The sequence below is a fragment of the Streptomyces spiralis genome (assembly GCF_014654675.1).
Lineage (GTDB): Bacteria > Actinomycetota > Actinomycetes > Streptomycetales > Streptomycetaceae > Streptomyces > Streptomyces spiralis.
In genome coordinates this window covers 46,753-72,950 of sequence record NZ_BNBC01000012.1, presented here as the reverse complement: position 1 = coordinate 72,950, position 26,198 = coordinate 46,753, and the positions used below count along the sequence as shown (strand labels likewise).

Genomic DNA, 26,198 nt, shown 5'->3' with positions numbered 1-26,198 from the left:
GTAGACGTGCCGGAAACCCCTGGTCGGGCGGGTCGCACCGGCCCTAGGATGACGCGCTCCGGCCTCCCTACGCGGTCACCGCCCCACGCCGGGACCGCCCGACCCCGCGCCGCCCCGAAGCTCCCCCCACCGGCGCAGTGACGATGGACTCCCAGACCTCCCAGAGCTCCCAGGCATCCGCACAGGAATCACAGAAGACTCAAGGCTCACAGGAGCCACAGGAAGAAGCACAGGCTTCACAGGCATCCCGGCCCGCGCCTTCCGCGCACACCTTCCAGGTCGACCTGCGCGGTCTGGTGGACCTGCTCTCGCACCATCTGTACTCCAGTCCGAGGGTCTACCTCCGCGAGCTGCTGCAGAACGCGGTGGACGCGATCACCGCCCGGCGTGCCGAGGAGCAGGACGCCCCCGCCCGGGTGCGGCTGCACGCCGACGGCGGCACGCTCCGGGTGGAGGACACCGGCGTCGGGCTCACCGAGTCCGACGTGCACGAGCTGCTGGCGACCATCGGCCGCAGCTCCAAGCGGGCCGAGGGGCTCCAGGAGGCCCGCTCGGACTTCCTCGGCCAGTTCGGCATCGGCCTGCTGGCCTGTTTCGTCGTGGCCGAGCGGATCCGGGTGGTCAGCCGCAGCGCCCGCACGCCTGACGCGCCGCCCGTGGAGTGGACGGCGCGTGACGACGGCTCGTACACCGTGCGGACCCTGCCGGACTCCGCCCGCCCGGAGCCCGGCACGACCGTGCACCTCCAGGCGCGGGCCGGTGCCGGCGAGTGGCTGACCGAGGAGCGGGTGCTCGCGCTGGCGCGGGACTTCGGGTCGTTGCTGCCGTACGACGTCCGGGTGGGCGAGGAGGCGGTCACCGACCTGCCCGCGCCCTGGGACCGGGCGTACCCCTCCCCCGCCGCGCGCCGGGTCGCCCTGGCCCGCCACTGCCACGACCTGTTCGGCTTCTCCCCGCTGGACTCCATCGACCTGGACGTGCCGGTGGCCGGGATCCGCGGGGTGGCGTACGTGCTGCCGTCGGCCGTCAGCCCGGCGCAGCGCGCGGGTCACCGCGTGCACCTGAAGGGCATGCTGCTGACCGAGCGGGCCGAACAGCTGCTGCCCGACTGGGCGTTCTTCGTGCGCTGCGTGCTCGACACGGACAGCCTGCGGCCCACCGCCTCGCGCGAGTCGCTGTACGAGGACGAGACGCTGGCCGCGGTACGCGAGGCGCTCGGGGAACGGATCCGGTCCTGGCTGACCGGGCTGGCCGCCGGTGACCCGGAGCGGCTGGCCGCCTTCCTGTCGGTGCACCATCTGGGCGTGAAGTCGCTGGCCCGGCACGACACCGAGATGCTGCGCACGATGCTGCCGTGGCTGCCGTTCGAGACGACCGACGGGCGGCTGTCCCTGGAGGAGTTCGCGCAGCGGCACCCGGTGGTGCACTTCACGCGGTCGGTGGAGGAGTACCGGCAGGTGGCGCCGATCGCCTCCGCGCAGGGCATCGGCGTCGTCAACGGCGGCTACACCTACGACAGCGAGCTGGTCGAGGCGCTGCCGTCGGTACGGCCGGGGACGGCGGTCGCCGAGCTGGACGCGGACACCGTGACCGCGCACCTGGACGCCGTCGACCCGGCCGAGGAACTGGCCCTGGCGGGGTTCCTGGCGACCGCGCGGGCGAAACTGGACCCGCTGGGCTGTGATGTGGTGCTGCGCGCCTTCCACCCGCTGTCCGTGCCGGCGCTGCACCTGGACGACCGGGCGGCCCGGCACGAGCGGGCCCGCGCGGAGGCCGAGACGCAGGCCGACGACCTGTGGGCGGGCATCCTCGGCTCGCTGCGCGGCAGCGCCCCCCGCGCGCGTCTGGTGCTCAACCACCTCAACCCGCTGATCCGCAGGATCAGTTCCCTGGGCGAAGCGGAGCTGGTCGGCACGGCGACGGAGTCGCTGTACGGGCAGGCGCTGCTGATGGCGCAGCGCCCGCTGCGCCCGGCGGACTCGGCGCTGCTCAACCGCGCCTTCATCGGACTGCTGGAGTGGGCGACCCACGGGGAGGACGGTCACCGATGAGCTCGATCACCGATTTCGCCTCGCTGCGCCGGGCGATGAGGGAGAACGGCGAGCAGCCGGAGGGGCCGGCCCGCAACGCGCGCGCGGAGCAGCTGCTGGCGGAGGCGGAGAAGCTGGGCATCCCGCTCGCCGTCATCGAGGCGCTCGGGCACCAGCTGAAGGTCTACAACTACAGCTCCGAGAAGGACAAGATGTTCGTCCCCTTCGCGCGGCTGCTGCGCATGTGGGACGAGAGCCCCGAGGACTTCGACGAGTACGAGACCCATTCGCTGCACTGGGTCTTCAAATGGATGTCGGCCGGGATGCTGGGCCAGCCGCACATCCCGCTGGCGTCCATCGAGAAGTGGCTCGGTGAGATGGAGCACCGCTACCGGCTCGCCGGGCACTCGGAACGGGCGGTGCGCAGCGCCGAGTTCAGTGTCGCCGCGCACGTCGGGGACGTGGGGCGGGCCGAACGGGCGTACGCGGCGTGGCTGGCGGCCGACCGCGACCGGATGGCCGACTGCCACGCGTGCGAGCTGCACGAGCAGGGCTGGTGGCAGGCTGAGCGCGGCCGGGACGCGGAGGCGGTCGAGCTGTGGCGGCCGGTGCTGGAGGGCGAGTTCACCTGCGCCCACGAGCCGCACGCCGCGCTGGCCTCCTCGCTGCTGCCGCTGCTGCGGCTGGGCCGGCTGGACGAGGCGCGCGCCCACCATCTGCGGGGTTTCCGGCTGGTGCGGCCGATGGAGAGCATGCGCACCGCCTACGCCAAGCATGTGGAGTTCTGCGCGCTGACCGGCAACGAGGCGCGCGCCCTGGAGCTGCTGGCCGAGCGGCCGGCGTACTTCACCGACTCCGGGAATCCGCGCAGCAAGCTGGACTTCCTGGCCGTGGTGGCGCTGCTGACGGACCGCCTGGTGGAGCTGGGGCTGGGCGGGCAGACGGTGCCGGGACCGGCGGGGCGTTCCTGGACGGCCGCCGAACTTGCCGTCCACGCGCGCGCGGAGGCCGAGGCGCTCGCGGCCCGCTTCGACGAGCGCAACGGCACGTCCCATGTCGGCTCGTGGGCACGCGCGCGGATGGCGCGGCGTCCGCTGGTGGAGCGGCTGCCGCTGGGAGTGCGGACGCAGCGGCCGGTCTCCGCCCGGTCCGCCGCCGGGGTGCGGCCCGCGGCCGTGGCGGAGCCGCAGGACCGCGACCTGCCGGCGCTGATCGCCGAGGCGCGGCGGCTGTCGGACACCCTCCAGCCGGACGCCATGGAGGCGTGGGCGGCGGTCGCACGGGCCGCGGAGGACCTGGAGGGCGTGGAACTCGATGCCCGGGACCGCGCCGAGATCGCCGACCACGAGGCGATGGGCCGGGGTCCGGAGGGCGTCGGGCTGTTCGAACGGGCTGCCGAACTGTACGCGGAGGCGGGCGATCCCGGGGAGGCGCTGGCGGCACGCGCGCGTGCGGCGTACGTACGGGCGCTGACGGGCGACATGGAGGGGGCGCTCGCCGCGGTCGCCGAGCCGTACGAGCGTGTTCTCGCGCTGTACGCCGAAGGCGGCACCGGCGTACGGCAGACGGCCTCCGTGGTGATCGGACGGGCCCGGATCCTGATGCGGCCGGTGCACGAGGCCGACGGGCCGGTGCCTTCGGAGGCGCTGTCCGCCGCGCGGGAGGCCGCGCGGGAGGTGCTGGCGCTCGTCGAGGCACCCGCGCGGGAGGACGGTACGGCCGGGGACGGTGGGCAGGACGGGGCGGACGTACGACTCGCCTCCCGGGCGGCCGAGGCGCGGGCGATGCTCGCGGAGACCGCCGCACGCACCGGGGATCTCCGGGCGGCCGCCGAGCTGTTCGAGGAGGCCGTGGCGCGGTACGTCGGCGCCGGGCTGCCCTGGTTCGCGGTGGAGTACGAGGCCCGGCTGGCCTCCCTCGTCCACCACCTGGGCGATGCGGCCCGGGCCGAACGGGCGCTGCGCGCGGCCCTGGAGCACGGCGGGGCACACCTGGAGGCCGCGGGACGGGCGCAGCTGCACCTCCGGCTCGCCGAGGTGCTCGACGGCCTCGGCCGGGTCGCGGAGGCGGCGGAGCACGCCCTGGAGGCGGCGCACTGGGCCGACGAGGCCGGTGAGGGACCGACGCTCGGTGCCTGGGCGCGGCAGCAGCTCGGCGGCCTGCTGCTGCGGCAGGGCCGGTGGGCCGAGGCCGCCGAGGTGCTGGAGTCGGCGCTGGCGGACCTGTCCGCCGAGACGCACGGCGACGGGGCGGTGGTGCAGACCCAGTGGTGGCTGGGCGACTGCCTGAGCGAGCTCGGGGAGCACCGCGCGGCGGCCGAACGGCGGCTCCAGGCCGCCGAGATCGCCCGGCACTGGCCCGAGCAGCAGGACCACGCCACGCTCGCCCATCTCGCCGCCGAGTCGCTGAGCCACGCGGGGCTGCCCGCCGAGGCGGACCGCGCCTACGCGCGCGCGGGCGACCTGTGGCGCTCGCTGGGCAACGCGCACGGCCTCGTCCGCTCGCTGCGCGCCCGTGCGTGGCTGGCGTTGCGCACGGAGGCCGGCCTTGAGACGGCGCGCGAGCTGATGGCGCGCGCGGTCGAGGAGTGCGAGGCCGCGCTGGCCGGGGCGGACGACGGGGAGGCGCGGCTGCGGCTCACCGACGAACTCGGCGGTACCCACCGGCAGTTCGGCGACCTGCTCGCCCGTTCGGTCGCCGACGTGGAGGACGAGCCGGACGACATCACCAGGTCGGTGTGGGAGGAGGCGCTGTCCCGGACCGAACAGGCGATCTCCGTGTTCGCCGGGCTCGGAGCGGACGCCCTGCACGACCGGACCGGCGCGGAACTCGCCGCCGGTCGGCTGGAGGCCGACCTCGGCCGGCCCGCCGAGGCGGCGGCACGCGCGCGTGCCGTCCTGGCGGCCTACGAGGCCGCCGGCGACGATCCCGCCGCGGCACCACCCCGCCGCGCGGAGGCCGAACGCCTGCTGCACCTCGTGGAGAAGCGCTCGGAGGACTGAGAAGGACGGAGGAGGAGCCCCGGAGGCTCCCGCGCCCCGCCGCTACTCCACGCCGATGAGCAGCAGGGCGCGCTGTCGGCCGCCCCGGTAGACCACCGTGTCCACGGCGAGGTAGGAGTCGCGGACGTGGGTCTGAAGGTGGTCGGAGACGGTGTCCGGGGCGTCGTCGCCGAGGACGAGGGTGACCAGTTCGCCGCCAGCCGAGAGCATGCGGTCCAGGACGGTCTTGGCCGTGGCGGTGACGTCCGCGCCGATCACGGCCACGTCGCCCTCGATGAGGCCGAGGACGTCACCGGCCTGGCAGATGCCCGCCGTGGTCCACGACTGGCGTTCGGCGACGGTGACCTCGGCGTGGCGGGTGGCGCCCGCCGCCGACGTCATCGCGACCACGTCCTCGTCGAAGCGGCGCCCCGGCTCGTGCACCGCGAGGGCGGCGATGCCCTGGACCGCCGAGCGGGTCGGGATCAGGGCCACGCGGACGCCCTCCCCGCGTGCCTGTTCGGCCGCCGCCGCGGCGGGGTCGTGCAGTTCGGCGTCGTTGGGCAGCAGCACCACCTCGCGCGCGTGGGCCCGCCGTACCGCCTCCAGGAGTTCGCCGCTCGCCGGCAACTCCCCGGGGCGGGCCGGCACCGTGGTCGCCCCGGCCTCGCCGTACAGCCCGGCCAGGCCGTCGCCGGGGACGACGGCCACGACGGCGCGCTGGGCGCGCTCCCGGGGCGGCCGCTCGGCGCGGGTGGTGTGCGCGTCGCCCGCGCCGAAGTGGGTGATCCGGATGCGGTACGGGCGCCCGGCCTCCACACCCGCCTCCACGGCGGCGCCGGCGTCGTCGACGTGGACGTGCACGTTCCACAGCCCGTCGCCGCCGACGACGACCAGGGAGTCCCCGAGCCCGTCGAGCCGCTGCCGCAGCCGGTCGACGGCCGCGTCCTCGGCCTCCAGGAGGTAGATCACCTCGAAGGCGGGGCCGCCCGTGGACGGTCCGGGAGCGGACGGCGAGGCGCAGGCCCTCGGCTCGTCCGGCTCGGCGCAATGCACGCGCGCGTGCGGCACGGTCGGCTGGTCCTCGCCCGGCCGGCCGGTCCCTGTGGCGTCCGCCGTCCTGCCCGGTGGTGTGCTCTCCGTCGCCGGTGTCTCGCCGGTGAACGTCTCGACCAGGGCGGCGAGCACGGCGACCAGCCCCCGGCCGCCGGCGTCGACCACTCCGGCCCGCTCCAGGGCGGCCAGCTGGCCGGGGGTGGCGGCCAGGGCACGGCGCGCGCCCTCGTAGGCGGCGCGCGCGACCGTGCCGCAGTCGCCCTCCGCACCGGTGGCCGCGTCGGCGGCCGCGGAGGCGACCGACAGGACCGTGCCCTCGACCGGGTGCGCCACCGCCTGCCGGGCGGAGTCGGCGGCGTGCCGCAGGGCGAGCCGCAGACCACGGCCGTCGGTGTGGGCGCTCTCGTCGTCGGCGGCCAGCACCTGGGCCATGCCGCGCAGCAGCTGGGCGAGGATCGTGCCGGAGTTGCCGCGCGCGCCGATCAGCGCCCCGTGCGCCATCGCCCGCGCGGCCTCCGCCAGGGACGGGCCGCCGAGAGAAGGGCCGGGGGGCGGAAGGGCCTCGCCGCCGGGGCCGTCGGCCTCGTGGGCCGCGAACACGGCCTCGACCGTCGCCACGGCGGACTCCACGGTCAGGTACAGGTTCGTGCCGGTGTCCCCGTCGGCCACGGGAAAGACGTTGATCGCGTCGATCTCCTCGCGCGCCCGTCCCAGCGCCCGCAGGGCCAGTCCGCACCAGGTGCGCACCGCCGGCGCGTCGAACGTCTGCGGCACCTGCGCCACCTGCGCCTCCCTGAGCTGCTGGTCTGGACGGCAGCGTAGACCCAGGGGCGGTGCGCGCCGGAAGAGGGCCCGGGCGGCCCCCGGGGTGGCCATGGTAGTTTCGTGCCACGGGAGCAGACGTTGTATGCTGCTCCGGTTGCCCGATCCTGATCGGGCTCTTCCCCTGGCAACGCCACTCGGATTTCGGAGTGCTCCCTGAGCCTGCGATCTGCAACCCGGCATGCCGGGATCAACCGTAAGTGCATCTGAAGTCTTTGGAGTGACCCGTGGCTGCCAACTGCGACGTCTGCGGCAAGGGGCCGGGCTTCGGCAACAACATCTCGCACTCGCACCGCCGTACGTCCCGTCGCTGGAACCCGAACATCCAGCGTGTGCGTACCGTGGTCGGCGGGACGCCGAAGCGCGTGAACGCCTGCACCTCGTGCATCAAGGCCGGCAAGGTCTCGCGCTGACGCACAGCAACAGCTAAGCGCGCGGCCACTGCTGGTTCGCTGCACTAAGCCGGTCCATCTCGGTGGGCCGGCTTTTTGCCGTGCCTGCCGGAGGGCTGCCCTCCGTGTCCGTCTCGGAGGGCCGTTCTCCGCCGACCCGGTCGCGGCGGGGAGGCTTTCGCCGTATCCCAGGACCGGCCCCCATCCCCAGCTGCCAGAATCCCAGGAATGCGCTTCGGCATCCTGGGACCGCTGGACATCCGTACCGACGACGGCACCCCTGTCGACCCCGGCGGCCCGCGTCCCCGCGCCCTGCTCACCCTCCTGCTCCTCGACGTCGGCCGGACGGTCCCCACGGAGCGACTGATCGACGGCCTGTACGGCGCCGAGCCGCCCGCGGGGGCCCTGGGCGCGCTCCAGTCGCAGATCTCCCGCCTGCGCAGGCGCCTCGGCCCGCGGACGGCCATCGAGGCCGACCCGGTCGGCTACCGCCTGGCCGCCGCGCCCGACTCCGTCGACGCCCACCGATTCGAACTCATGACGGAGGAGGGCCGCGCCGCCCTCGCCGCCGGAGATCCCGCGCGGGCGGCCGCCCGGCTGCGCGAGGCGCTCGCGCTGTGGCGCGGCCCCGCGCTGCCCGACCTGCCCGACGCGGACGCGCACGCCGCCGTCGCCCGCCTGGAGGAGCTGCGGCTGGCCGCAGTCCAGGACCGCGTCGAGGCGGACCTCGCGCTCGGCGGCGGTCCCGGGCTGGTCCCCGAGCTGCGCGCGCTGCTCGCCGCGCACCCGCTCGACGAACGGCTGTACGGGCAGCTGATGCGGGCCCTGCACACGGCCGGGCGGCCCGCCGAGGCCCTGACCGTGTACGAGCAGGCCCGGCGCACGCTCGCGGACGAGCTGGGCACCGACCCGTCCGGCGAGCTGTCCGCCCTGCACCTCGAACTGCTCCAGGGCGGCGGCTTCGCCCCGGCACGGCCCCCGCTCCCGGCCCAGCTGACCCGTTTCGTCGGCCGGGACGCCGAACTCGCCCGCATCGCCGCGCTCCTCGCCGACCCCGGCTCGCGCCTGGTCACGCTCACCGGCCCCGGCGGCGCGGGCAAGACCCGGCTCGCGATCGAGGCCGCCCGGACCGGCGCCGACGCGTGCCTGGTCGAGCTGGCCCCCCTGGCCGACGGCACCAAGGTCCCGTACGCCATCCTCACGGCCCTCGGGATACGGGAGGGCTTCCGTCACGCCACGACCGACATCACCGGCCGGCTGCTGGCCGCCCTGGAGGACCGCGAGCTGCTGCTGGTGCTGGACAACTGCGAGCACCTGGTCGAGGACGCGGCCCGGCTCGCCGGGCTGCTGCTCGGCTCCTGCCCCGGCGTGCGGATCCTCGCGACCAGCCGCGAGGCCCTCGGCATCACCGGCGAGGTCCTGGTCCCGGTGCCGACGCTGCCACCGGAACCGGCGGAGCGGCTCTTCCTGGACCGGGCGCGGGCCGTGCGCCCCGGCTTCGAGGGCCACGCGCGCGTGGCCGACATCTGCCGGGCCCTGGACGGGCTGCCGCTGGCGATCGAGCTGGCGGCGGCACGGCTGCGGACCCTGGAGCCGGAGGAGCTCGCCGACCGCCTGGACGACCGGTTCCGCCTGCTCTCCCGCGGTGACCGCACCAAGGCGCCCCGCCACCGCACCCTGCGGGCCGTCGTGGAGTGGAGCTGGGACCTGCTGGACGCCGAGGAGCAGGAGCTGGCCGGGCGGCTGACCGTGTTCCCCGGGGGTGCCACGGCGGACGCCGTCCAGGCCGTGTGCGGGGTGCCGTATCCGGAGGACCTGCTGGCGTCGCTGGTGGAGAAGTCCTTCCTGGAGGTGTCCGGGGGGCGCTACCGGATGCTGGAGACCGTCCGCGTGTTCGCCGCCGAACACGCCGTGGACCCGGGCGGGCTGCGGGACGCGCACGCCGCGTACTTCCTGCGGCTGGCCGAGCATGCCGAGCCGCACCTGCGCGGGGACGGGCAGTTGCCCTGGCTGGCCCGGCTGGCCGCCGAACACGCCAACCTGGACGCGGCGCTGCGTCACCTCGCAGGCACCGACCACGCGGGCGCCCTGCGCCTGATGGCCCTGCTGTCCTGGTTCTGGCGGCTGCGCGGACTGCACGGTGAGCAGGTGCCGCTCGCCCGCTCCCTGCTGGCCGCCGTGGGCGAGGCGCCTCCGCCCGGTCTGGTGGAGGAGTACGTCCTGTGCGCCATCGACTCGCTGTCCGGGGACGACGGGGACTCCCTCGCCGGGGAGGAGCTCCGCGCGCGCGTGGACGCCGCTCTGGAGTCGTACCAGGGCCCGCTGCGGCTGCCGTACATCCTGGTGCTGTGGTCCCTGGCGGCGGGCCCCAGCCCCGCCACCAACGAGCGGGCCCTCGCCCATGCCGGCGACGACCCGTGGGCGCGGGCCCTGCTGGACATGGGGCGGGGCTTCCAGGCGCAGTTCGCCGGCCGGCCCCGGGAGTCCGAGGATTGCTTCGCCCGCGGGCTGAAGGGGTTCCGCGCCGCCGGGGACCGCTGGGGCATGGCCAACTGCCTGGAACCGCTGGCCCTTCACGCCCTCGCGCGCGGGGAGCACGGGCGGGCACTGGAACTGCTGGACGAGGGTCTCGCGTACGTGCGGGAGCTGGCGGCCCCGGAGGAGACGGCCGACCTGCTGCGCAGCCGGGCCACGGTGCTGCTGCGCCGGGGCGACGGGGACCGGGCGGCGGCGCACTTCGAGCAGTCGCTGACGCTGGCCCGCACGGCCGGGGCAGCCGACAAGGCGGCGGGCGCGCTGCGTGGCCTCGGCGACACGGCCCGGCTGTCCGGCGACACGGCACGCGCGCGTGCCTACTACGAGGAGGCCCTGAGGGAGTGCGCCGCGAACTGGTTCAGCGTGGGCGAGACCGTCCGGATCCTCATCGGCCTGGGCCGCACGGCCGTCGCCGAAGGACGCCCGGAGGACGCGTGCGACTGCTTCCGGCAGGCCGCCGCCGTGGCCGAGGAGAGCCCGGGCGTCCTGGAACTCGCGGAGGCCGCCGAGGCGCTGGCGTCCGTCGCCGAACCGCCGGAGCGGGCCGCCGCCCTGCTCGGCGCCGGCACGGGTCTGCGGGGCGCCCCGCCGCACGGGGACCCCGATGTGGCACGGACCGAGGAGGAGGTGCGCGCGCGGCTGACGCCGCGGGCCTACGCGGACGCCTTCGACCAGGGCAGACGGCGACGGTCAGCGGCGGTCAGCGAACGGTAGGAGGACGGTGGGCGCCCGGCGGGAGGCTGCCGCACATGACGAACCGGAAGAACACCCACAGCCTCGCGCACCTCCACGTCCTGGTCTCCGGCGCGAGCGTCGCCGGCCCCGCCCTCGCCCTGAACCTCGCCCGCTACGGCGCCCGCGTCACCGTCGTGGAGAAGGCGCCCGCCCTGCGCGGCGGCGGCTTCGCCGTCGACTTCCGCGGCCACGTCCACCGCAAGGTGCTGAAGGACATGGGCATCTGGGACGAGATCCACGCCCGTCAGACGCACATGGGCCGGCAGACCGTCGTCGACGCCGACGGCACCGCGCGCGTGGACCTGCCCGCCGAGATGATGAGCGGCGACGTGGAGATCTTCCGCGGGGAGCTCGCGCGGATCATGTACGAGCGCACCGCGGACCGCGTCGAGTACGTCTTCGGGGACTCCGTCGCCACGCTCACCGACACCGACGACGGTGTCGAGGTCACCTTCGAGCGGGGCGCGCCACGCCGCTTCGACCTCGTCGTCGGCGCGGACGGACTGCACTCCAACACCCGCCGTCTGGTCTTCGGCGACGAGTCACGCCACCTGCGCTTCTTCGACCACTACGTGGCCGGTTTCGCGGTCCCCAACCATCTGGGCCTCGACCGCACCGGGCGCCTCTACAGCGAGCCGGGCCGGGCCGTCGTCATCGGCAACTACGACGGCGACCCGGACCGTGCGGGCGCCCTGCTGGTCTTCCGCTCCGAGGAGCTGACGTACGACCGCCGGGACGTCGCCGCGCAGAAGCGGATCCTGGCCGGGCGGTTCGCGGGCATGGGCTGGGAGACACCGCGTGTCCTCGAGGCCCTGGAGAAGACCGACGACCTGTACTTCGACGCGATCGCACAGATCCACGTCGACCGGCTCACCAAGGGGCGGGTGGCGCTGCTCGGGGACGCCGGGTACGGCGCCACGATGGGCGGCATGGGCACGGGCGTGGCGATCGTCGGCGCGTACGTCCTGGCCGGTGAACTCGCCCTCGCGGGCGGCGACCACCGCACCGCGTTCGCCGCGTACGAGAGCCGGGTCCGGGACTTCGCCAAGGGCTGCCAGAAGATCTCCGGCAACGCGGGCCCCTTCTTCGCCCCGCCGACCGAGCGGCGCATCCGCAGCCGCGACCGGATGTACCGGCTGCTCGGCTCGCGGATGCTGTCCGGCTTCTTCAAGCGACTCACGGAGAAGGCGGCCACCGCGATCGAACTGCGCGACTACCCGGCCGCGTGAGACTCCCGGAAGGTCCAGCCGTGGTCCACGGGGCCGATGCCCGCGCCGAGGGCGAAGCCGGCGGCGATCGCCCCGGTGACGTACTCCTTGGCGGCCCTGACCGCCTCGGGCACGGGCTGTCCCTTCGCCAGTTGCGCGGCGATCGCGGAGGCGAGGGTGCAGCCCGTGCCGTGCGTGTGCCGGTTGTCGTACCTCGGGGCGCGCAGCCAGTGCTCCTCGGTGCCGTCCGTGAGCAGGTCCAGGGCGTCCCCGGCCAGGTGCCCGCCCTTGATCAGCACCCAGGCCGGCCCGTACTCCAGTACGGCGGTCGCGGCCTCGCGCAGCCCCTCCTCGGACGTGACCCGCACGCCGGTCAGTTGGGCGACCTCGTCGAGGTTGGGCGTGGCGACGGTCGCCACCGGCAGCAGCTTCGTCCGTACGGACTCCAGGGCGGAGGCGGCCAGCAGGGGGTCGCCGTGCTTGGAGACGCCGACCGGGTCGACGACCGTGGGCACGCCGGTCCCGGCGAGCAATTCGGCGACCGTCTCGACCAGTTCCGCCGAGGCCAGCATCCCGGTCTTGACGGCCTGGACGCCGATGTCGTCGACGACGCTGCGGTACTGGGCCCGGACCGCCTCCGCGGGCAGTTCCCAGGCGCCCTGGACGCCGAGGGAGTTCTGCGCGGTCACCGCGGCGATCACGCTCATGCCGTGCGTGCCGAGGGCGAGCATCGTCTTCAGGTCGGCCTGGATGCCGGCGCCACCGCCGGAGTCGGAGCCGGCGACGGTGAGGACACGAGGGGGCGCGGCGCTCATGACTCGATGTCCCCGAAGTGGTCCCAGCCGCCCTTCCGGGTCCATGGCGCGCCGTCGACCGTGACCTGGGGCAGGGCCGAGGGGTTGAGCACTTCGCCGATCACCTTCCAGCGGGCCGGCAGCTTCACGTCCGGCGGGAACGTCGCCACGATCGCGTGGTCCTCACCGCCGGTGAGCACCCACTGAAGCGGGTCGACACCGACGGCCTGCCCGATGTCGTTCATCTGAGAGGGGATGTCGATGGCGCCGGAGCGGATGTCGATGCGCACCTTGCTGGCCTCCGCGATGTGCCCGAGGTCGGCGATCAGTCCGTCGCTGACGTCGCACATCGCGGTGGCGCCGAGCCCGGCGGCGGCCGGGCCCGCGTGGTAAGGCGGTTCGGGGCGGCGGTGCGCCTCGACGAAGGCGCGCGGGGAGCGGAAGCCGCGGGAGAGCACCGCGTACCCGGCCGCCGACCAGCCCAGCCAGCCGGTGACGGCGACGAGGTCGCCGGGCTGGGCGCCCGCACGGGTCACCGGTTCGTGGTTGCGCAGATCGCCGAGGGCGGTGATCGACACCATGATCGTGTCGCCGCGGACCACGTCGCCGCCGACCACGGAGGCGCCCGCGACCTGGCACTCGTCGCGCAGCCCGTCCATGAGCTCGGTCGGCCAGGTGACCGGGAGTTCGGCGGGGACGACCAGGCCGAGCAGCAGCGCGGTCGGTACGGCGCCCATGGCGGCGATGTCCGCGAGGTTCTGGGCGGCCGCCTTGCGGCCCACGTCGTACGCCGTGGACCAGTCCCGGCGGAAGTGCCGCCCCTCCACGAGTATGTCGGTGCTCGCCACGACCCGGCGGTCCGGGGCGGCGACCACCGCGGCGTCGTCGCCGGGGCCGACCCGGACCGCCGGGGTGGTGGTGAGACGGGAGGTGAGCTCCCTGATGAGCCCGAACTCCCCGAGCTCACCAACAGTGCCCTTCATAGCCCTTTCGCCCCTTCTGTCCCTGTCCGTTCCCGGTCGCGCGTTCACGCGGTCCTCGTTACGGTCGAGATGACCGTCAACTTCTGTCCTACCTGCACCCCGGCGCGCGGGCCACGTGCTCCGTGGGTCTCCCCGTGGCGCACGGCGACGCGATACCGTGGCGTTCCTTTTCCCCACATGATCCTCGTGGCCGCCCTGGAGGTTCCGTGGTACAGGCGTACATCCTGATCCAGACGGAGGTCGGCAAGGCGTCGACCGTCGCCGAGACGATCAGCAAACTGCCTGGTGTGATCCAGGCCGAGGACGTGACCGGACCGTACGACGTCATCGTGCGCGCCCAGGCCGACACCGTGGACGACCTCGGTCGGATGGTGGTCGCCAAGGTCCAGCAGGTGGAGGGCATCACGCGCACACTGACCTGCCCGGTCGTCCATCTGTAGCCCCCGTCTACCCTTGGGCCGGTGAGCTCTTTCCGTCACCGGCTTCTCGGCCTGCCCGTCCTCGCCGTGCTGATCACCGCCGCGGGCTGCTCCTCAGCAGACGACGCCGCCACCGCGGCGGTTCCCAGCCCGGACACACCGGTCACCGAGCTGTGCCGGAACCTGGACAAGGCCCTGCCGCGGAAGGTGGACGGACTGAGCCGCGAGGACCCGCGGCCCGCCTCCGCGCTGACCGCGGGCTGGGGAAGCCCGGCGATCATACTGCGCTGCGGTGTCCCGCGGCCGCCCGAGATGATCGACCCGGAGGCCGACGGCGCCGAGGTGAACGGCGTCGGCTGGCTGCTGGAGAAGCAGGGCGACGGATCGTTCCGTTTCACGACCACGCTGCGCAGGGCGTACGTGGAGGTCACCATTCCGCACAGCCGCACCGGAAACGGAGTCGCGCCGTTGGTCGACCTGGCGCCCGCAGTCAAGAAGGCGATCCCCGAAGGGATCGCCGACTGACGCGTACGAGAGGACGTACGGCGCTCAACGAAGCCCGGTCGGGCGGCGCAGCGCCGCCTGGACCAGGCGGTCCACCAGCTCCGGGTAGGAGACACCGGTGGCCTGCCACATCTGCGGGTACATCGAGATGGGCGTGAAGCCGGGCATGGTGTTGATCTCGTTGATCACGAACTCGCCGTCCTCGGTGAGGAAGAAGTCCGCGCGGACCAGGCCCTCGCAGGAGGCCGCCTCGAACGCCTCCACCGCCAGCCGCCGCACCTCGGCGGTCTCCTCCTCGGTCAGCGGGGCGGGCACGATGCCGGGCGTGGAGTCGATGTACTTCGCCTCGAAGTCGTAGTACGCGTGTGCCTCGGGCGGCGGGATCTCGGCCGGTACGGAGGCGCGCGGGCCGTCCTCGAACTCCAACACCCCGCACTCGATCTCCCGGCCGCGCACGGCGGCCTCCACGAGCACCTTCGGGTCGTGCCGCTGGGCCTCCTCGATCGCCTCGTCCAGGCCCGCGAGGTCCTCGACCTTGGTGATGCCGATGGAGGAGCCCGCGCGCGCGGGCTTCACGAACAGCGGCCAGCCGTGCTCGCCGGCGAAGTCGACGATCTTCTTGCGGGCGGCGGAGGCGTCCCGCTCCCACTCGCGCGGCCGGATCACCACGTACGGGCCGACCTTGAGCCCGAAGGAGGTGAACACCCGCTTCATGTACTCCTTGTCCTGGCCGACGGCCGAGGCGAGCACGCCCGAGCCCACGTAGGGCACCCCGGACAGCTCCAGCAGGCCCTGGAGGGTGCCGTCCTCGCCATAGGGGCCGTGCAGCACCGGGAAGATCACGTCGACCTCGCCGAGCGCCTTGGGCACCGAACCGGGCTCGCTGTAGACGACTTCGCGGTTGGCCGGGTCGACGGGGAGCACCACGCCGCCCTCGTCGGACTCGGCGAGCTCGTCGACGCTGGGCGTACGGCGGTCGGTGATCGCCATGCGTTCCGGCTCGTCGGCGGTCAGGGCCCAGCGGCCGTCCGTCGTGATACCGATCGGCAGGACCTCGTACTTGGAGCGGTCGATGGCGCTCAGCACCGCGCCGGCGGTGACCACGGAGATCCCGTGTTCGGAGCTGCGCCCGCCGAACACGACGGCCACGCGCGGCTTGCGGGACGGCTGCTCAGGGCTCTGGGGGAGGTTCTCGGTGCTCATATCGCGATGAGAGTACCCGTTGGTAGGGCCCCAGGGCAGCGTTGGCGGCCCGGGGTCGCTCAGCGTCGCTCGGGCTTCGCACTGCGCGACATCAGCTCCTTGAGGGCCACCACCGGGGGCTTGCCCTCGTGCACGATGCCGACGACCGTCTCGGTGATGGGCATGTCGACGCCGTGCCGACGGGCCAGATCCAGCACGGACTCGCACGACTTGACGCCCTCGGCGGTCTGCTTGGTGACCGCGATGGTCTCCTGCAGGGTCATGCCCTTGCCCAGGTTGGTGCCGAAGGTGTGGTTGCGCGACAGCGGCGAGGAGCAGGTGGCCACCAGGTCGCCGAGGCCGGCGAGTCCGGAGAAGGTCAGCGGGTCGGCGCCCAGGGCCATCCCCAGCCGGGTGGTCTCGGCCAGCCCGCGGGTGATGAGCGAGCCCTTGGCGTTGTCGCCGAGACCCATGCCGTCCGCGATGCCGACGGCCAGCCCGATCACGTTCTTGACGGCCCCGCCCAGTTCGCAGCCGACGACGTCGGTGTTGGTGTACGGGCGGAAGTACGGGGTGTGGCAGGCGGCCTGGAGCCGCTGGGCGACGGCCTCGTCGGTGCAGGCCACCACGGCGGCGGCCGGCATGCGGGCGGCGATCTCGCGGGCCAGGTTGGGTCCGGTGACCACCGCGATGCGGTCGGCGTGGACCTTGGCGACGTCCTCGATCACCTCGCTCATGCGCATCGCCGAACCGAGTTCGACGCCCTTCATCAGCGAGACCAGGACCGTGTCCGGCGCGAGCAGCGGCCGCCACTGGGCCAGGTTGTCGCGCAGGGTCTGCGAGGGGACGGCCAGCACGGTGAAGTCGGCGTCGCGGGCGGCCTCGGCGGCGTCCGCGGTGGCCCGCAGGTTCTCCGGGAGTTCCATGCCGGGCAGGTAGTCCGGGTTGGTCCGGGTGGAGTTGACGGCCTCGGCGAGTTCGGCGCGGCGGGCCCACAGGGTGACGTCGCAGCCGGCGTCGGCCAGGACCATCCCGAAGGCGGTGCCCCACGATCCGGTGCCGAAGACGGCCGCCTTGACCGGCTTGACCGGCTCGCTCACGTGCCCTGCCCCTCTTCCTGGACGGCTTCCCGCGCCGCCTCCGGTGCCGTCTCCCGCGCCGCCTCCGGTGCCGCTTCCCCATCCGCGGGCCCGGGCCGGCCGGACGTCGCGGGCCTGCCCTGCGTCCTTGTCCGGGCCTGGGCCTGGGTCTGGTTCTGCTCCTGGGTCCTGCGGCGCTGCTCGATCCGCTCCCGGCGCGGGTCGTAGGCCACGGAGGGGGCCTTCTCGCCGCGGATGTGCTCCAGCTGGCGCGTGATGGCCGCCATGATGACCTCGGTGGCCTCCTTCAGCAGCTCCGGGGTCATCTCCTTGTCGTAGAAGCGCGACAGGTCCACGGGCGGGCCGGCGAGCACGTGGTGGGTCTTGCGCGGCAGGAGGTTCGGCTTCTTGGCGTAGGGCGGCAGGAGTTCGTTGGCGCCCCACTGGGCGACAGGAATCACCGGGCACTTGGTCTGCAGGGCGACCCGCGCGGCCCCCGTCTTGCCGGTCATCGGCCAGCCGTTCGGGTCGCGGGTCAGCGTGCCCTCGGGGTAGAAGGCGACGCACTCGCCGCGCTCCACGGCGTCGATGGCGGCGCGGAAGGCGCTCAGCGCGTCCGTGCTCTCGCGGTAGACGGGGATCTGGCCGGTGCCGCGCATCGCGGCGCCCACGAGTCCCTTCTTGAAAAGCCCGCTCTTCGCCAGGAATCGCGGCACCCGCCCGGTGTTGTACTGGAAGTGGGCGTAGGCGAAGGGGTCGATGTGGGAATTGTGGTTCACCACGGTGATGAATCCGCCGTCGGCCGGAATGTTCTCGATTCCGCGCCAGTCCCGCTTGATCAGAACCAGCAGCGGTGGTTTGCAGATCACCGCTGCGAAGCGGTACCAGAAGCCGATTCTGCGGCGGGGCACGCGGACACCTTCCTCTAGGACTGCCCCCGGGGCCGGGGGCCGCACAAGTGTCGCCCCATGCCGCCGGTCTGTCGAGAACACCGTACGCCCGACCGTCACCCGCACCCGCTCTTGCAGGGGGTTCGGCGCCCCCGGGCCGAGTCCGGGAGCGCCGGACGGGCCGGGGAGAATGTCTTGGACGAGAGAGGGGGGCGAACGCCCGTGCAGTGGACCTTGGTCATCCCCCTGAAGCCCCTGACGCGGGCCAAGAGCAGGCTCTCGGACACCGCTCACGACGGGGTCCGGCCGGGCCTCGCCCTCGCCTTCGCGCAGGACACCGTGGCGGCGGCCCTGGGCTGCCCGGCGGTCGCGGATGTGGCGGTCGTCACGAACGACGCCCTGGCGGGGCGGGAGCTGGCGGCACTGGGCGCGCGGATCGTCCCGGACGCGCCGGGCGCCGGCCTGAACGCCGCCCTCGCGCACGGGGCGGCGGCCGTACGGGCATCGCGTCCCGAAAGTCCCGTGGCGGCCCTGAACGCCGATCTTCCCGCACTCCGGCCCCTGGAATTGGCACGGGTTCTGAACGCGGCCGCGGAATTCCCGCGCGCATTTCTCGCGGACGCCGCGAGGGTCGGAACGACACTTCTCGGTGCGGGCCCGGAGCATGAATTGCTTCCGCGTTTCGGGAGGGATTCCCGTGCCCGTCACCGGGCCTCCGGCGCGGTGGAACTGAGGCTCGACGGGGTCGGTTCCGTACGCCAGGACGTGGACACCGGCGCGGACCTGCGGGCGGCCCTGGCCCTCGGGGTGGGCCCGCACACGGCGGCGGTGTCGGCGGGGTTGCTGATTCCCGGGTCCTAGGGGGTGCGGAAGGGGCGGGGGGTGAGTGGGTGAGCGGTGGGGCGCGGGGAACTGCGCGACCGGCCACGACGCGCCCGCAACCCGCCGGCGTCCGACGGCACCACGGCGACAACGGACGGCCGCCGGGGGCACTACGCTGGCCGTCATGCAGGCGACCGCATACACGTACGACCCCGACAGCCGCAGCGGGCAGGTACTTCTGGACGACGGCACCCCGGTGCCCTTCGACGCGGCGGCGTTCGACGCGGGCGGCCTGCGGCTGTTGCGCCCAGGGCAGCGGGTGCGGATCGAGACGGAGGGCGACGGGACCGCCCTGCGGATCACGCTGGTGACGCTGCAGACCTTCTGAGACCGGAACCTTCCGAGACCTAAAACGCCGCGGGCCGGGCTCCCTCGGGAGTCCGGCCCGGCGCGTGGGTACCTGCTTGCGCCTACTTGCTGCGGGCGGTGGTCTTCTTGGCGGTGGTCTTGCGAGCGGTCGACTTCTTGGCCGGGGCCTTCTTCGCCGTCGCCTTCTTCGCCGGGGCCTTCTTGGCCGTGGTCTTCTTCGCCGCGGCCGCGGCCGTGGTCTTCTTGGCCGCCGTGGTCTTCTTGGCCGCCGCGGTCGTCTTCTTCGCCGGGGCCTTCTTGGCCGCCGCCTTCTTCGCGGCGGCCTTCTTGACCGCACCCGTCGTCTTCTTCGCGGCGGCCTTCTTGCCGGCCGCCTTGGCGATGGTGGCGGTCGGCCCGGTCAGGCTGCCCTTGGGCGCCTTCTTCACCGCGATGTCGTGCTTCGGGAGCTTCTTCGAGCCGCTCACCAGGTCCTTGAAGCCCTGGCCGGCCCGGAAGCGGGGAACGGAGGTCTTCTTGACCCGCACCCGCTCCCCCGTCTGCGGGTTGCGGGCGTAGCGCGCCGGACGGTCCACCTTCTCGAAGGACCCGAAGCCGGTGACCGAGACCCGGTCTCCCCCGACGACCGCGCGGACGATGGCGTCCAGTACCGCGTCGACGGCGTCGGCGGCCTGCTGCCGGCCGCCCATCTTGTCGGCAATCGCTTCTACGAGCTGCGCCTTGTTCACGTCTTCCCCTTCGGAGACCTTGCCAGAACGAAAGTGTTCAAGCTTTTTCGCACGTTAGGCAGATATATACCGCAAATCAAACACGAAACGGGCTAATCACCCTTGTGCCGCAGCGGACTCGGTCGGCCTCGAAGTTGATCAGGCTTCCTCTTCGGGGATTCGACCCTCGTCGAGGTCCGCCGTGAACCGCTCCAGTCGCCTTGTCGCAGCGGCGAGATCGTGCTTGGCCGCGGCCGTAATGACCAGCAGCTTCCGGGTCAGCGCCATCCGTACGCCCTCCGGGACTTGCAGTGCGCGCACTCTTGCGTGCGCTTCCTTGAGTTGGGCCGCGACCGCCGTATAGAGCTCGAGTTGGCCGTCGTTGTCCATGCACAGATTGTGCCATCTGGGGCGAGTTGTCGCCTGCGCAGGGGACAACTGCCGCCCCGGACGGCCTTCCGGGCGCTTCCTCCGGCCGGGGCCTCGGCTCTCGCGTACCCCGGCAAAAACCGTCCTAACGTGGGAAGTTGGCCTGCCGCACGGCGGCGCGCCGGGGGCGCGGGCCCGAAAAACGGCTGTACCCCCGATCGTGGCGATCGGGGGTACAGGGGCGTTTCGTGGTGGCCGAAACCCGCCGTTGATCAGACCGGCAGCGTGCGCGGCTTGAAGGACGGGCGCTTCGCCTCGTAGGCGGCGATGTCGTCCTCGTTCTGCAGGGTGATCGAGATGTCGTCCAGGCCGTTCAGCAGCCGCCAGCGGGAGTTCTCGTCCAGCTCGAAGGGGGCGGTGACGCCCTCGGCGCGCACCTCGCGCGCGACGAGGTCGACGGTGATCTCGGCCTGCGGGTCCCGCTCCGTGAGCTCCCACAGCGCGTCCACGATCTTCTGCTCCAGGACCACCGTGAGCAGGCCGTTCTTCAGCGAGTTGCCGCGGAAGATGTCGGCGAAGCGGGAGGAGATCACGGTCTTGAAGCCGTAGTTCTGCAGCGCCCAGACGGCGTGCTCACGGGAGGAGCCGGTGCCGAAGTCGGGGCCGGCGACCAGGACCGTGGCGCCCTGCCGCTCCGGGCGGTTGAGCACGAACTCGGGGTCCTTGCGCCAGGCCTCGAACAGCCCGTCCTCGAACCCGTCGCGGGTGACCTTCTTGAGCCAGTGGGCGGGGATGATCTGGTCGGTGTCGACGTTGGAGCGGCGCAGCGGGACGGCCCGGCCGGTGTGGGTGGTGAAGGCTTCCATGATTGATCAGACTCCAGCGGGCGTACGGGTTGCGGCGTCGGACAGGTCGGCCGGGGAGGCCAGGTGGCCCAGGACGGCGGTGGCGGCCGCGACCTGCGGCGACACCAGGTGCGTACGGCCGCCCTTGCCCTGCCGGCCCTCGAAGTTGCGGTTGGAGGTGGAGGCGGAGCGCTCGCCCGGGGCCAGCTGGTCGGGGTTCATGCCCAGGCACATCGAGCAGCCCGCGTGCCGCCATTCGGCGCCGGCCTCCTTGAAGACCACGTCCAGGCCCTCGGAGACGGCCTGCAGGCCCACGCGCGCGGAGCCCGGGACGACCAGCATCCGTACGCCGTCGGCGACTTTGCGGTCCTTCAGGATCCCGGCGGCGGCGCGCAGGTCCTCGATGCGCCCGTTGGTGCAGGAGCCTACGAAGACGGTGTCCACCTTGACGGAGCGCAGCGGCTGTCCGGCCTCCAACCCCATGTACTCCAGGGCCTTTTCGGCGGCCAGGCGCTCCGAAGCGTCTTCGTACGAAGCCGGGTCGGGGACGGACGCCGAAAGCGGCGCGCCCTGGCCGGGGTTGGTGCCCCAGGTGACGAACGGGGACAGTTCGGCGGCGTCGATGACGACCTCGGCGTCGAACTCGGCGTCGTCGTCGGTCTTCAGCGTCTTCCAGTACGCGACCGCGGCGTCCCAGTCGGCGCCCTCGGGGGCGTGCGGGCGGCCCTTGAGGTACTCGAACGTGGTCTCGTCGGGGGCGATCATGCCCGCGCGGGCGCCGGCCTCGATCGACATGTTGCAGATGGTCATGCGGGCCTCCATCGAGAGCTTCTCGATGGCGGAGCCGCGGTACTCCAGGACGTAGCCCTGGCCGCCGCCCGTGCCGATCCTGGCGATGATCGCCAGGATCAGGTCCTTGGCCGTGACGCCCTCGGGCAGTTCGCCGTCGACGGTGATCGCCATGGTCTTCGGGCGGGCCATCGGCAGCGTCTGGGTGGCCAGCACGTGCTCGACCTGGGAGGTGCCGATGCCGAACGCCAGCGCGCCGAAGGCGCCGTGCGTGGAGGTGTGCGAGTCGCCGCAGACCACGGTCGTGCCGGGCTGGGTGAGACCGAGCTGCGGTCCCACCACGTGGACGACGCCCTGCTCGACGTCGCCCAGCGGGTGCAGCCGGACGCCGAAGTCGGCGCAGTTCTTGCGCAGCGTCTCCAGCTGGGCGCGGGAGACCGGGTCCGCGATCGGCTTGTCGATGTCCAGGGTGGGGGTGTTGTGGTCCTCGGTGGCGATGGTCAGGTCGAGGCGGCGCACGCCGCGCCCGCTCTTGCGGAGGCCGTCGAAGGCCTGGGGGCTGGTCACCTCGTGCAGCAGGTGCAGATCGATGAAGAGGAGGTCGGGCTCGCCCTCGGCGCGCCGGACGACGTGGTCGTCCCAGACCTTCTCCGCGAGTGTCCTACCCATCGCTGTTCCCTCCGGCCGGCAGGTGTCCGCCGACCCAACTAGAGATCTTGAGGAGGCGTCGCCCGCGCCCCTGCGTCCGGGCGACCGCCACCAGGCCCGTTGATCCGCGGGCCGCTGTGCCTTCGTGACATCCAGGGTGGCGTGTTCCACGGAAAATTGAACTTGCGTTTCACAGAGTGAGACGCAAGTATCGTTGCATGGACAACAGTAGCGGCGTCGGCGTTCTGGACAAGGCAGCCCTTGTCCTGAGCGCCCTGGAGTCCGGTCCGGCCACCCTCGCGGGTCTGGTCGCGGCGACCGGACTGGCACGACCCACGGCCCACCGGCTGGCCGTGGCCCTGGAACACCACCGCATGGTGGCGCGCGACATGCAGGGTCGATTCATTCTCGGCCCCCGCCTGGCGGAACTGGCCGCGGCCGCGGGTGAGGATCGTCTCCTCGCCACCGCGGGCCCGGTGCTCACCCACCTCCGGGACGTCACGGGCGAGAGCGCGCAGCTCTACCGCCGCCAGGGCGACATGCGCATCTGCGTCGCCGCGGCGGAGCGCCTGTCCGGCCTTCGGGACACGGTCCCGGTCGGTTCGACGCTGACGATGAAGGCGGGCTCCTCGGCACAGGTCCTGATGGCATGGGAGGAGCCGGAGCGGCTGCACCGGGGCCTCCAGGGCGCCCGCTTCACGGCGACGGCCCTGTCGGGCGTACGGCGCCGGGGCTGGGCCCAGTCCATCGGCGAGCGCGAGCCGGGCGTCGCGTCCGTCTCCGCGCCGGTGCGCGGCCCCTCGAACCGGGTGGTGGCCGCGGTGTCCGTCTCCGGCCCCATCGAGCGCCTCACGCGCCACCCGGGCCGCATGCACGCCCAGGCGGTCATCGACGCCGCCGGCCGCCTCTCCGAGGCCCTCCGCCGCTCCGGCTGACCGCACCGACCACCCCCGCCAGGACAGGGCCGGCCTCAACGCCGCGGCGGGCCCTGCCGGGCGGTACGCGGACGACCGCGGGCCTGACGCTCCATGGCCCATGCGAACGGAAGGGAGCGGTGCCCCGTCACGGGCGCCGGGCCCGGGAAGCCGACACTCCTGCCCCGCGTGACGACAGGCACCGCCACCCGGGCTCGGGCAGGCCTCCCCTACGGCCCGCTTCAGGGCGACGGCCCACGACCGGATCCGGCACCGCGCGACCGGCGTCCGTCCGCCTCCACGGGCGATCCCCCGGCCGTATCCGTTCAGTCCCAGTCCGGCCGCATGTCGTTCAAGAGGCTCGGAGGCGGTCCGCCGCCCGGTTTCCGCGGTGACCCACCGGGACGACTCCGGTGGCCCTGCCCAGGCCGTACTCGGGCATGTTCATGTAGATCGACTCATGGGAGCCCGCCGGGACGACGTACGTCTCGTGCCAGAAGCCGACCTTGCCCTTGCCCTCCCGCAGCCGCCGGTTGAAGGCGGCCCAGGCCGGGTGATGACGGTGGTCCGGGGCGACGGCGTAGGCGAGGAGCTTCTCCTTCGACTCCCAGTACTGGACCAGGTACGCCTCGCGCGGCCCGCCGAGCAGGGCCTTGTAGCCCAGCAGCCCGCTGTCCTTGTCGCGGGCCAGCTCCGCGATCATCGGTCCCATCGCCCTGGCCACCGGCCACCAACTCCGCACCGCGACAAAGCTGTTGATCCGCATTCCGATCAGGAAGACCACCACCTCGCCCTCACCCGCGGCGGTCATGCGCCCTTCGATCAGCTTCGCACCCACGACGTCCCCCATCCCTCACGCCGATTCCGTCGGCAGCTTCGGCCCCTTATTGGATAGCTTCACTATCCATGCTTGGATAGTGACACTACCCAAGCATGGACGCAAGAGGGCACGAGAGGAAAGGACACGGCACCGGGATGCGACTGGCGGAGCTGAGCACACGCAGCGGGGTCTCCACGGCGACGATCAAGTACTACCTGCGCGAGGGACTGCTGCACCCCGGCCGCCGGATCACGGCCACCCAGGCCGACTACGACGAGGGGCATCTGCGGCGGCTGCGGCTGGTGCGGGCGATGATCCAGGTGGGGCGGATCCCGGTGAACTCGGCGCGCGAGGTGCTCGCCGCCCTGCAGGACGAGGAGCTGGACCGGAACAGACGACTGGGCACGGCGGTATGGGCCCTGCCGCACGGCCCGGCGCCCGACGAGAGCGACCCGGCGACCGACTCCGCCCGGCGTACGGCCACCGAACTCATGGACCGGCTCGGCTGGTGCTACGGCGGACCGTCCGGCGAGACGCCGACCGCACCGGCGTACGGAATGCTGGTCACCGCGATCGCCGCGCTCGCCCGGCTCGGCTATCCATGCGCCACCGCCGACTTGGAGCCCTACGCCCGCGCGATGGAGCGGATCGCGGCGACGGACCTGGACCTGGTCGAGCGGTACGGGACGCCGGACGAGCAGGTGGAGGCCGCGGTGGCGCTGACCGTGCTGTACGAGCCGGTGCTGCTCAGCTTGCGCCGGCTGGCCGAGGCCGAGGAGTCGCGGCGGCGGTTCGGCGGAAAGTGAGCCGGAGGGCTTCCGCTGGAAGGGTGGCGCCGGCGGCCGCACCTGGACAGGGTGCCCCGGACACGCCGAAGGGCCCCCGAGGGAGGGCCCTTCCGATTGCGTACCCCCGACCGGATTCGAACCGGCGCTACCGCCTTGAGAGGGCGGCGTGCTAGGCCGCTACACAACGGGGGCGCGATCTTGCGTTTCCGCAGATCAGCTGGTCTACCTGGACTCGAACCAAGACTAACTGAACCAGAATCAGTCGTGCTGCCAATTACACCATAGACCAAGGTGGTTTAGACCATTGAGGCCGTCACCTTCAGTACCCCCGACCGGATTCGAACCGGCGCTACCGCCTTGAGAGGGCGGCGTGCTAGGCCGCTACACAACGGGGGCCCTGGCGATCCTGCATCGGGGACAACGGGAGCGACCCGGCTGTCCTCGCGGGAAGGATCTGTACCCCCGACCGGATTCGAACCGGCGCTACTGCCTTGAGAGGGCAGCGTGCTAGGCCGCTACACAACGGGGGCTTGCGGATGAGATCCGCGGTGCAGATGAGCTCTGCGAGCTGGCCTACCTGGACTCGAACCAAGACTAACTGAACCAGAATCAGTCGTGCTGCCAATTACACCATAGGCCACTGGAACGCAAGCCCCGGAGGGGTTCTTGTTCTAGTTCTGCGCCGGTGGGGCTTCCGGCCTTTCGGCCCGCTCCCCGCGGCGCAGGAAGAACATTACCTGAAGGTGGACGGGGCTCCAAAACGGGTATCGACGCGGAGCGCCGCCGGGAGTTCGGCGAGGGAGGCGATCCGGCGCACGGCGGCACCCCCCGTGTCCCCGGGACCACCGGTGTGCACGCCCCCTCGGTCGATCCAGACCGACAGCAGACCGGCCTCGGCCGCGCCCCGCGCGTCGATCTCCGGATGGTCGCCGACGTACGCGACCTGGTGCGGGGCGAGTGCGAGGGCCTCGCAGGCCGCGTGGAACGCCCCGGCCTCCGGCTTGGACACCCCCAGCTCCGCGGCGCACAGCACGGCCTCGAAGCGGTCGCGCACGCCGAGGACGCGCAGCTTGCGCTCCTGGACGTGCAGGCTGGAGTTGGACAGCACGGCGTGCCGGTAGCCGGCGGCGAGGACGTCCAGGGCGGGCAGCACGTCCGGGAAGAGTGCCCAGGCGGTCTCGTAGTGCCCCAGATAGCGCTCGAACCACGCGTCGGCCTCGGCGTCGGTCAGCTCCGGCCGGCCCAGGAAGACCCGCACCCGGTCCCGCCGCTGGTCCTCGAAGGACACCTCACCGGCGGAGAACCGCGCCCACTGGGCATCGGTGATCCGCCGCCAGTGCGCCAGGGCCTCCTCCACGGAGCCGTACCCGTCCAGCAGCCGCTCGGCCACCAGATGCGCCCGCATGCCGCTCCGATCGGCCGTGGTGTAGTCGAAGAGGGTGTCGTCGACGTCCCACAGGACAGCTCTGATCGCCATGCCACCGACCGTACCGCCGACCGGGTGACGGCGTCCCGCA

At 73.0% G+C, this 26,198-nt stretch carries 23 protein-coding genes and 5 tRNA genes; 11 read left to right on the top strand and 17 right to left on the bottom strand.

Going from position 1 to position 26,198, the window contains the following annotated elements; all coding sequences use genetic code 11:
- Nucleotides 1-143: 143 nt before the first annotated feature.
- Together IE318_RS14895 and IE318_RS14890 are read left to right on the top strand one after the other, a co-directional pair.
- Nucleotides 144-2,051, top strand: coding sequence for an HSP90 family protein (locus IE318_RS14895; protein ID WP_373311173.1), 1,908 nt, complete (start codon nt 144-146; stop codon nt 2,049-2,051).
- Entirely contained in the window at nt 2,048-5,032 is a 2,985-nt protein-coding gene (locus IE318_RS14890) for a tetratricopeptide repeat protein (RefSeq protein ID WP_189900520.1), read from the top strand. The genes IE318_RS14895 and IE318_RS14890 overlap by 4 nt, the downstream gene beginning before the upstream one ends.
- 42 nt (nt 5,033-5,074) lie before the next feature.
- On the opposite strand, the gene fakA is transcribed toward IE318_RS14890, so the two are convergent.
- The gene (gene fakA, locus IE318_RS14885) at nt 5,075-6,850 is read right to left on the bottom strand and encodes a DAK2 domain-containing protein (RefSeq protein WP_189900519.1); all 1,776 of its coding nucleotides are present in this window, start codon (nt 6,848-6,850) and stop codon (nt 5,075-5,077) included.
- Between the two features lie 266 nt (nt 6,851-7,116).
- Between fakA and rpmB the strand changes: the two genes are divergently transcribed.
- The 3 genes from rpmB (at nt 7,117) to IE318_RS14870 (ending at nt 11,780) form a co-directional block, all read left to right on the top strand.
- Nucleotides 7,117-7,302: a 50S ribosomal protein L28 gene (gene rpmB, locus IE318_RS14880; RefSeq protein WP_003993230.1), complete on the top strand. Its 186-nt coding sequence runs from the start codon at nt 7,117-7,119 to the stop codon at nt 7,300-7,302.
- 207 nt (nt 7,303-7,509) lie between these two features.
- On the top strand, nt 7,510-10,530 hold the full coding sequence (locus IE318_RS14875) for an AfsR/SARP family transcriptional regulator (protein ID WP_189900518.1): 3,021 nt from the start codon (nt 7,510-7,512) through the stop codon (nt 10,528-10,530).
- Nucleotides 10,531-10,565: 35 nt separating this feature from the next.
- The gene (locus tag IE318_RS14870; protein ID WP_189900515.1) at nt 10,566-11,780 is read left to right on the top strand and encodes an FAD-dependent monooxygenase; all 1,215 of its coding nucleotides are present in this window, start codon (nt 10,566-10,568) and stop codon (nt 11,778-11,780) included.
- Here the strand turns inward: IE318_RS14870 and thiD are convergent.
- Together thiD and IE318_RS14860 are read right to left on the bottom strand one after the other, a co-directional pair.
- Nucleotides 11,765-12,574 carry a bifunctional hydroxymethylpyrimidine kinase/phosphomethylpyrimidine kinase gene (gene thiD / locus IE318_RS14865; RefSeq protein WP_189900513.1) on the bottom strand — a complete coding sequence of 270 codons (810 nt, stop codon included), beginning with the start codon at nt 12,572-12,574 and terminating at the stop codon, nt 11,765-11,767. The two genes, IE318_RS14870 and thiD, sit on opposite strands and share 16 nt — an antisense overlap.
- Nucleotides 12,571-13,536 (bottom strand): thiamine-phosphate kinase, encoded by a 966-nt coding sequence (locus tag IE318_RS14860; RefSeq protein ID WP_030168387.1) that lies wholly within the window; start codon nt 13,534-13,536, stop codon nt 12,571-12,573. Before IE318_RS14860 ends, thiD begins: the two co-directional genes overlap by 4 nt.
- Nucleotides 13,537-13,742: 206 nt before the next feature.
- Here IE318_RS14860 and IE318_RS14855 point away from each other — a divergent pair, with 206 nt between their 5' ends.
- Nucleotides 13,743-13,976, top strand: coding sequence for an Lrp/AsnC family transcriptional regulator (locus tag IE318_RS14855; RefSeq protein ID WP_030168388.1), 234 nt, complete (start codon nt 13,743-13,745; stop codon nt 13,974-13,976).
- Between the two features lie 21 nt (nt 13,977-13,997).
- Nucleotides 13,998-14,480, top strand: a complete 483-nt coding sequence (locus IE318_RS14850; protein ID WP_189900511.1) for a DUF3515 domain-containing protein — start codon at nt 13,998-14,000, stop codon at nt 14,478-14,480.
- Nucleotides 14,481-14,504: 24 nt separating this feature from the next.
- Here the strand turns inward: IE318_RS14850 and IE318_RS14845 are convergent, their stop codons facing one another.
- The 3 genes from IE318_RS14845 to IE318_RS14835 are packed head-to-tail and all read right to left on the bottom strand — an operon-like array spanning nt 14,505 to nt 17,631.
- Nucleotides 14,505-15,662 (bottom strand): D-alanine--D-alanine ligase family protein, encoded by a 1,158-nt coding sequence (locus IE318_RS14845; RefSeq protein ID WP_189900509.1) that lies wholly within the window; start codon nt 15,660-15,662, stop codon nt 14,505-14,507.
- A 59-nt stretch (nt 15,663-15,721) separates the two neighbouring features.
- Nucleotides 15,722-16,741 (bottom strand): NAD(P)H-dependent glycerol-3-phosphate dehydrogenase, encoded by a 1,020-nt coding sequence (locus IE318_RS14840; protein ID WP_030168391.1) that lies wholly within the window; start codon nt 16,739-16,741, stop codon nt 15,722-15,724.
- A complete protein-coding gene (locus tag IE318_RS14835; RefSeq protein ID WP_189900506.1) occupies nt 16,738-17,631 on the bottom strand; it encodes a lysophospholipid acyltransferase family protein in 894 nt (297 codons plus the stop codon). Before IE318_RS14835 ends, IE318_RS14840 begins: the two co-directional genes overlap by 4 nt.
- Nucleotides 17,632-17,832: 201 nt before the next feature.
- On the opposite strand from IE318_RS14835, the gene cofC reads away from it, so the two are divergent.
- Both cofC and IE318_RS14825 read left to right on the top strand, forming a co-directional pair.
- Nucleotides 17,833-18,471, top strand: coding sequence for a 2-phospho-L-lactate guanylyltransferase (gene cofC / locus IE318_RS14830; RefSeq protein ID WP_189900504.1), 639 nt, complete (start codon nt 17,833-17,835; stop codon nt 18,469-18,471).
- Between the two features lie 145 nt (nt 18,472-18,616).
- Nucleotides 18,617-18,820 carry a hypothetical protein gene (locus tag IE318_RS14825; protein WP_189900502.1) on the top strand — a complete coding sequence of 68 codons (204 nt, stop codon included), beginning with the start codon at nt 18,617-18,619 and terminating at the stop codon, nt 18,818-18,820.
- A gap of 82 nt (nt 18,821-18,902) precedes the next feature.
- On the opposite strand, the gene IE318_RS14820 is transcribed toward IE318_RS14825, so the two are convergent.
- The 4 genes from IE318_RS14820 to leuC form a co-directional block, all read right to left on the bottom strand.
- Nucleotides 18,903-19,529 (bottom strand): HU family DNA-binding protein, encoded by a 627-nt coding sequence (locus IE318_RS14820; RefSeq protein ID WP_030168395.1) that lies wholly within the window; start codon nt 19,527-19,529, stop codon nt 18,903-18,905.
- A gap of 138 nt (nt 19,530-19,667) precedes the next feature.
- Nucleotides 19,668-19,898, bottom strand: coding sequence for an SCO5555 family protein (locus tag IE318_RS14815; protein WP_030168396.1), 231 nt, complete (start codon nt 19,896-19,898; stop codon nt 19,668-19,670).
- Nucleotides 19,899-20,149: 251 nt separating this feature from the next.
- A complete protein-coding gene (leuD, locus tag IE318_RS14810; RefSeq protein ID WP_189900500.1) occupies nt 20,150-20,743 on the bottom strand; it encodes a 3-isopropylmalate dehydratase small subunit in 594 nt (197 codons plus the stop codon).
- Nucleotides 20,744-20,749: 6 nt separating this feature from the next.
- Complete coding sequence (gene leuC, locus IE318_RS14805) at nt 20,750-22,180, bottom strand: 3-isopropylmalate dehydratase large subunit (protein WP_189900498.1); 1,431 nt, start codon at nt 22,178-22,180, stop codon at nt 20,750-20,752.
- A 197-nt stretch (nt 22,181-22,377) separates the two neighbouring features.
- Here leuC and ndgR point away from each other — a divergent pair, with 197 nt between their 5' ends.
- Complete coding sequence (gene ndgR / locus IE318_RS14800; RefSeq protein ID WP_189900496.1) at nt 22,378-23,094, top strand: IclR family transcriptional regulator NdgR; 717 nt, start codon at nt 22,378-22,380, stop codon at nt 23,092-23,094.
- A gap of 331 nt (nt 23,095-23,425) precedes the next feature.
- Here ndgR and IE318_RS14795 read toward each other — a convergent pair whose 3' ends face one another.
- The gene (locus IE318_RS14795) at nt 23,426-23,884 is read right to left on the bottom strand and encodes a DUF4188 domain-containing protein (protein WP_189900672.1); all 459 of its coding nucleotides are present in this window, start codon (nt 23,882-23,884) and stop codon (nt 23,426-23,428) included.
- A 164-nt stretch (nt 23,885-24,048) separates the two neighbouring features.
- Between IE318_RS14795 and IE318_RS14790 the strand changes: the two genes are divergently transcribed.
- On the top strand, nt 24,049-24,699 hold the full coding sequence (locus tag IE318_RS14790; RefSeq protein WP_189900670.1) for a MerR family transcriptional regulator: 651 nt from the start codon (nt 24,049-24,051) through the stop codon (nt 24,697-24,699).
- A gap of 101 nt (nt 24,700-24,800) precedes the next feature.
- On the opposite strand, the gene IE318_RS14785 is transcribed toward IE318_RS14790, so the two are convergent.
- From IE318_RS14785 to IE318_RS14760, 6 genes are all read right to left on the bottom strand, one after another.
- Nucleotides 24,801-24,873: transfer RNA gene (locus tag IE318_RS14785), tRNA-Glu, on the bottom strand.
- Nucleotides 24,874-24,898: 25 nt separating this feature from the next.
- Nucleotides 24,899-24,970 (bottom strand) — tRNA-Gln (locus tag IE318_RS14780).
- A gap of 34 nt (nt 24,971-25,004) precedes the next feature.
- Nucleotides 25,005-25,077, bottom strand: a tRNA-Glu gene (locus IE318_RS14775).
- 61 nt (nt 25,078-25,138) lie between these two features.
- Nucleotides 25,139-25,211: transfer RNA gene (locus IE318_RS14770), tRNA-Glu, on the bottom strand.
- Between the two features lie 38 nt (nt 25,212-25,249).
- A tRNA-Gln gene (locus IE318_RS14765) sits at nt 25,250-25,321 on the bottom strand.
- Nucleotides 25,322-25,414: 93 nt separating this feature from the next.
- Nucleotides 25,415-26,158: an HAD family hydrolase gene (locus IE318_RS14760; RefSeq protein ID WP_189900494.1), complete on the bottom strand. Its 744-nt coding sequence runs from the start codon at nt 26,156-26,158 to the stop codon at nt 25,415-25,417.
- Nucleotides 26,159-26,198 lie beyond the last annotated feature (40 nt).

Coding starts and splice junctions, on each gene's coding strand:
- IE318_RS14860 (WP_030168387.1), bottom strand. CDS start 13,536: ATGAAGGGCACTGTTGGTGAGCTCGGGGAGTTCGGGCTCATCAGGGAG.
- IE318_RS14895 (WP_373311173.1), top strand. CDS start 144: ATGGACTCCCAGACCTCCCAGAGCTCCCAGGCATCCGCACAGGAATCA.
- IE318_RS14760 (WP_189900494.1), bottom strand. CDS start 26,158: ATGGCGATCAGAGCTGTCCTGTGGGACGTCGACGACACCCTCTTCGAC.
- leuC (WP_189900498.1), bottom strand. CDS start 22,180: ATGGGTAGGACACTCGCGGAGAAGGTCTGGGACGACCACGTCGTCCGG.
- ndgR (WP_189900496.1), top strand. CDS start 22,378: ATGGACAACAGTAGCGGCGTCGGCGTTCTGGACAAGGCAGCCCTTGTC.
- IE318_RS14815 (WP_030168396.1), bottom strand. CDS start 19,898: ATGGACAACGACGGCCAACTCGAGCTCTATACGGCGGTCGCGGCCCAA.
- IE318_RS14875 (WP_189900518.1), top strand. CDS start 7,510: ATGCGCTTCGGCATCCTGGGACCGCTGGACATCCGTACCGACGACGGC.
- IE318_RS14890 (WP_189900520.1), top strand. CDS start 2,048: ATGAGCTCGATCACCGATTTCGCCTCGCTGCGCCGGGCGATGAGGGAG.
- IE318_RS14845 (WP_189900509.1), bottom strand. CDS start 15,662: ATGAGCACCGAGAACCTCCCCCAGAGCCCTGAGCAGCCGTCCCGCAAG.
- leuD (WP_189900500.1), bottom strand. CDS start 20,743: ATGGAAGCCTTCACCACCCACACCGGCCGGGCCGTCCCGCTGCGCCGC.
- IE318_RS14790 (WP_189900670.1), top strand. CDS start 24,049: ATGCGACTGGCGGAGCTGAGCACACGCAGCGGGGTCTCCACGGCGACG.
- IE318_RS14795 (WP_189900672.1), bottom strand. CDS start 23,884: ATGACCGCCGCGGGTGAGGGCGAGGTGGTGGTCTTCCTGATCGGAATG.
- IE318_RS14870 (WP_189900515.1), top strand. CDS start 10,566: ATGACGAACCGGAAGAACACCCACAGCCTCGCGCACCTCCACGTCCTG.
- thiD (WP_189900513.1), bottom strand. CDS start 12,574: ATGAGCGCCGCGCCCCCTCGTGTCCTCACCGTCGCCGGCTCCGACTCC.
- IE318_RS14825 (WP_189900502.1), top strand. CDS start 18,617: ATGCAGGCGACCGCATACACGTACGACCCCGACAGCCGCAGCGGGCAG.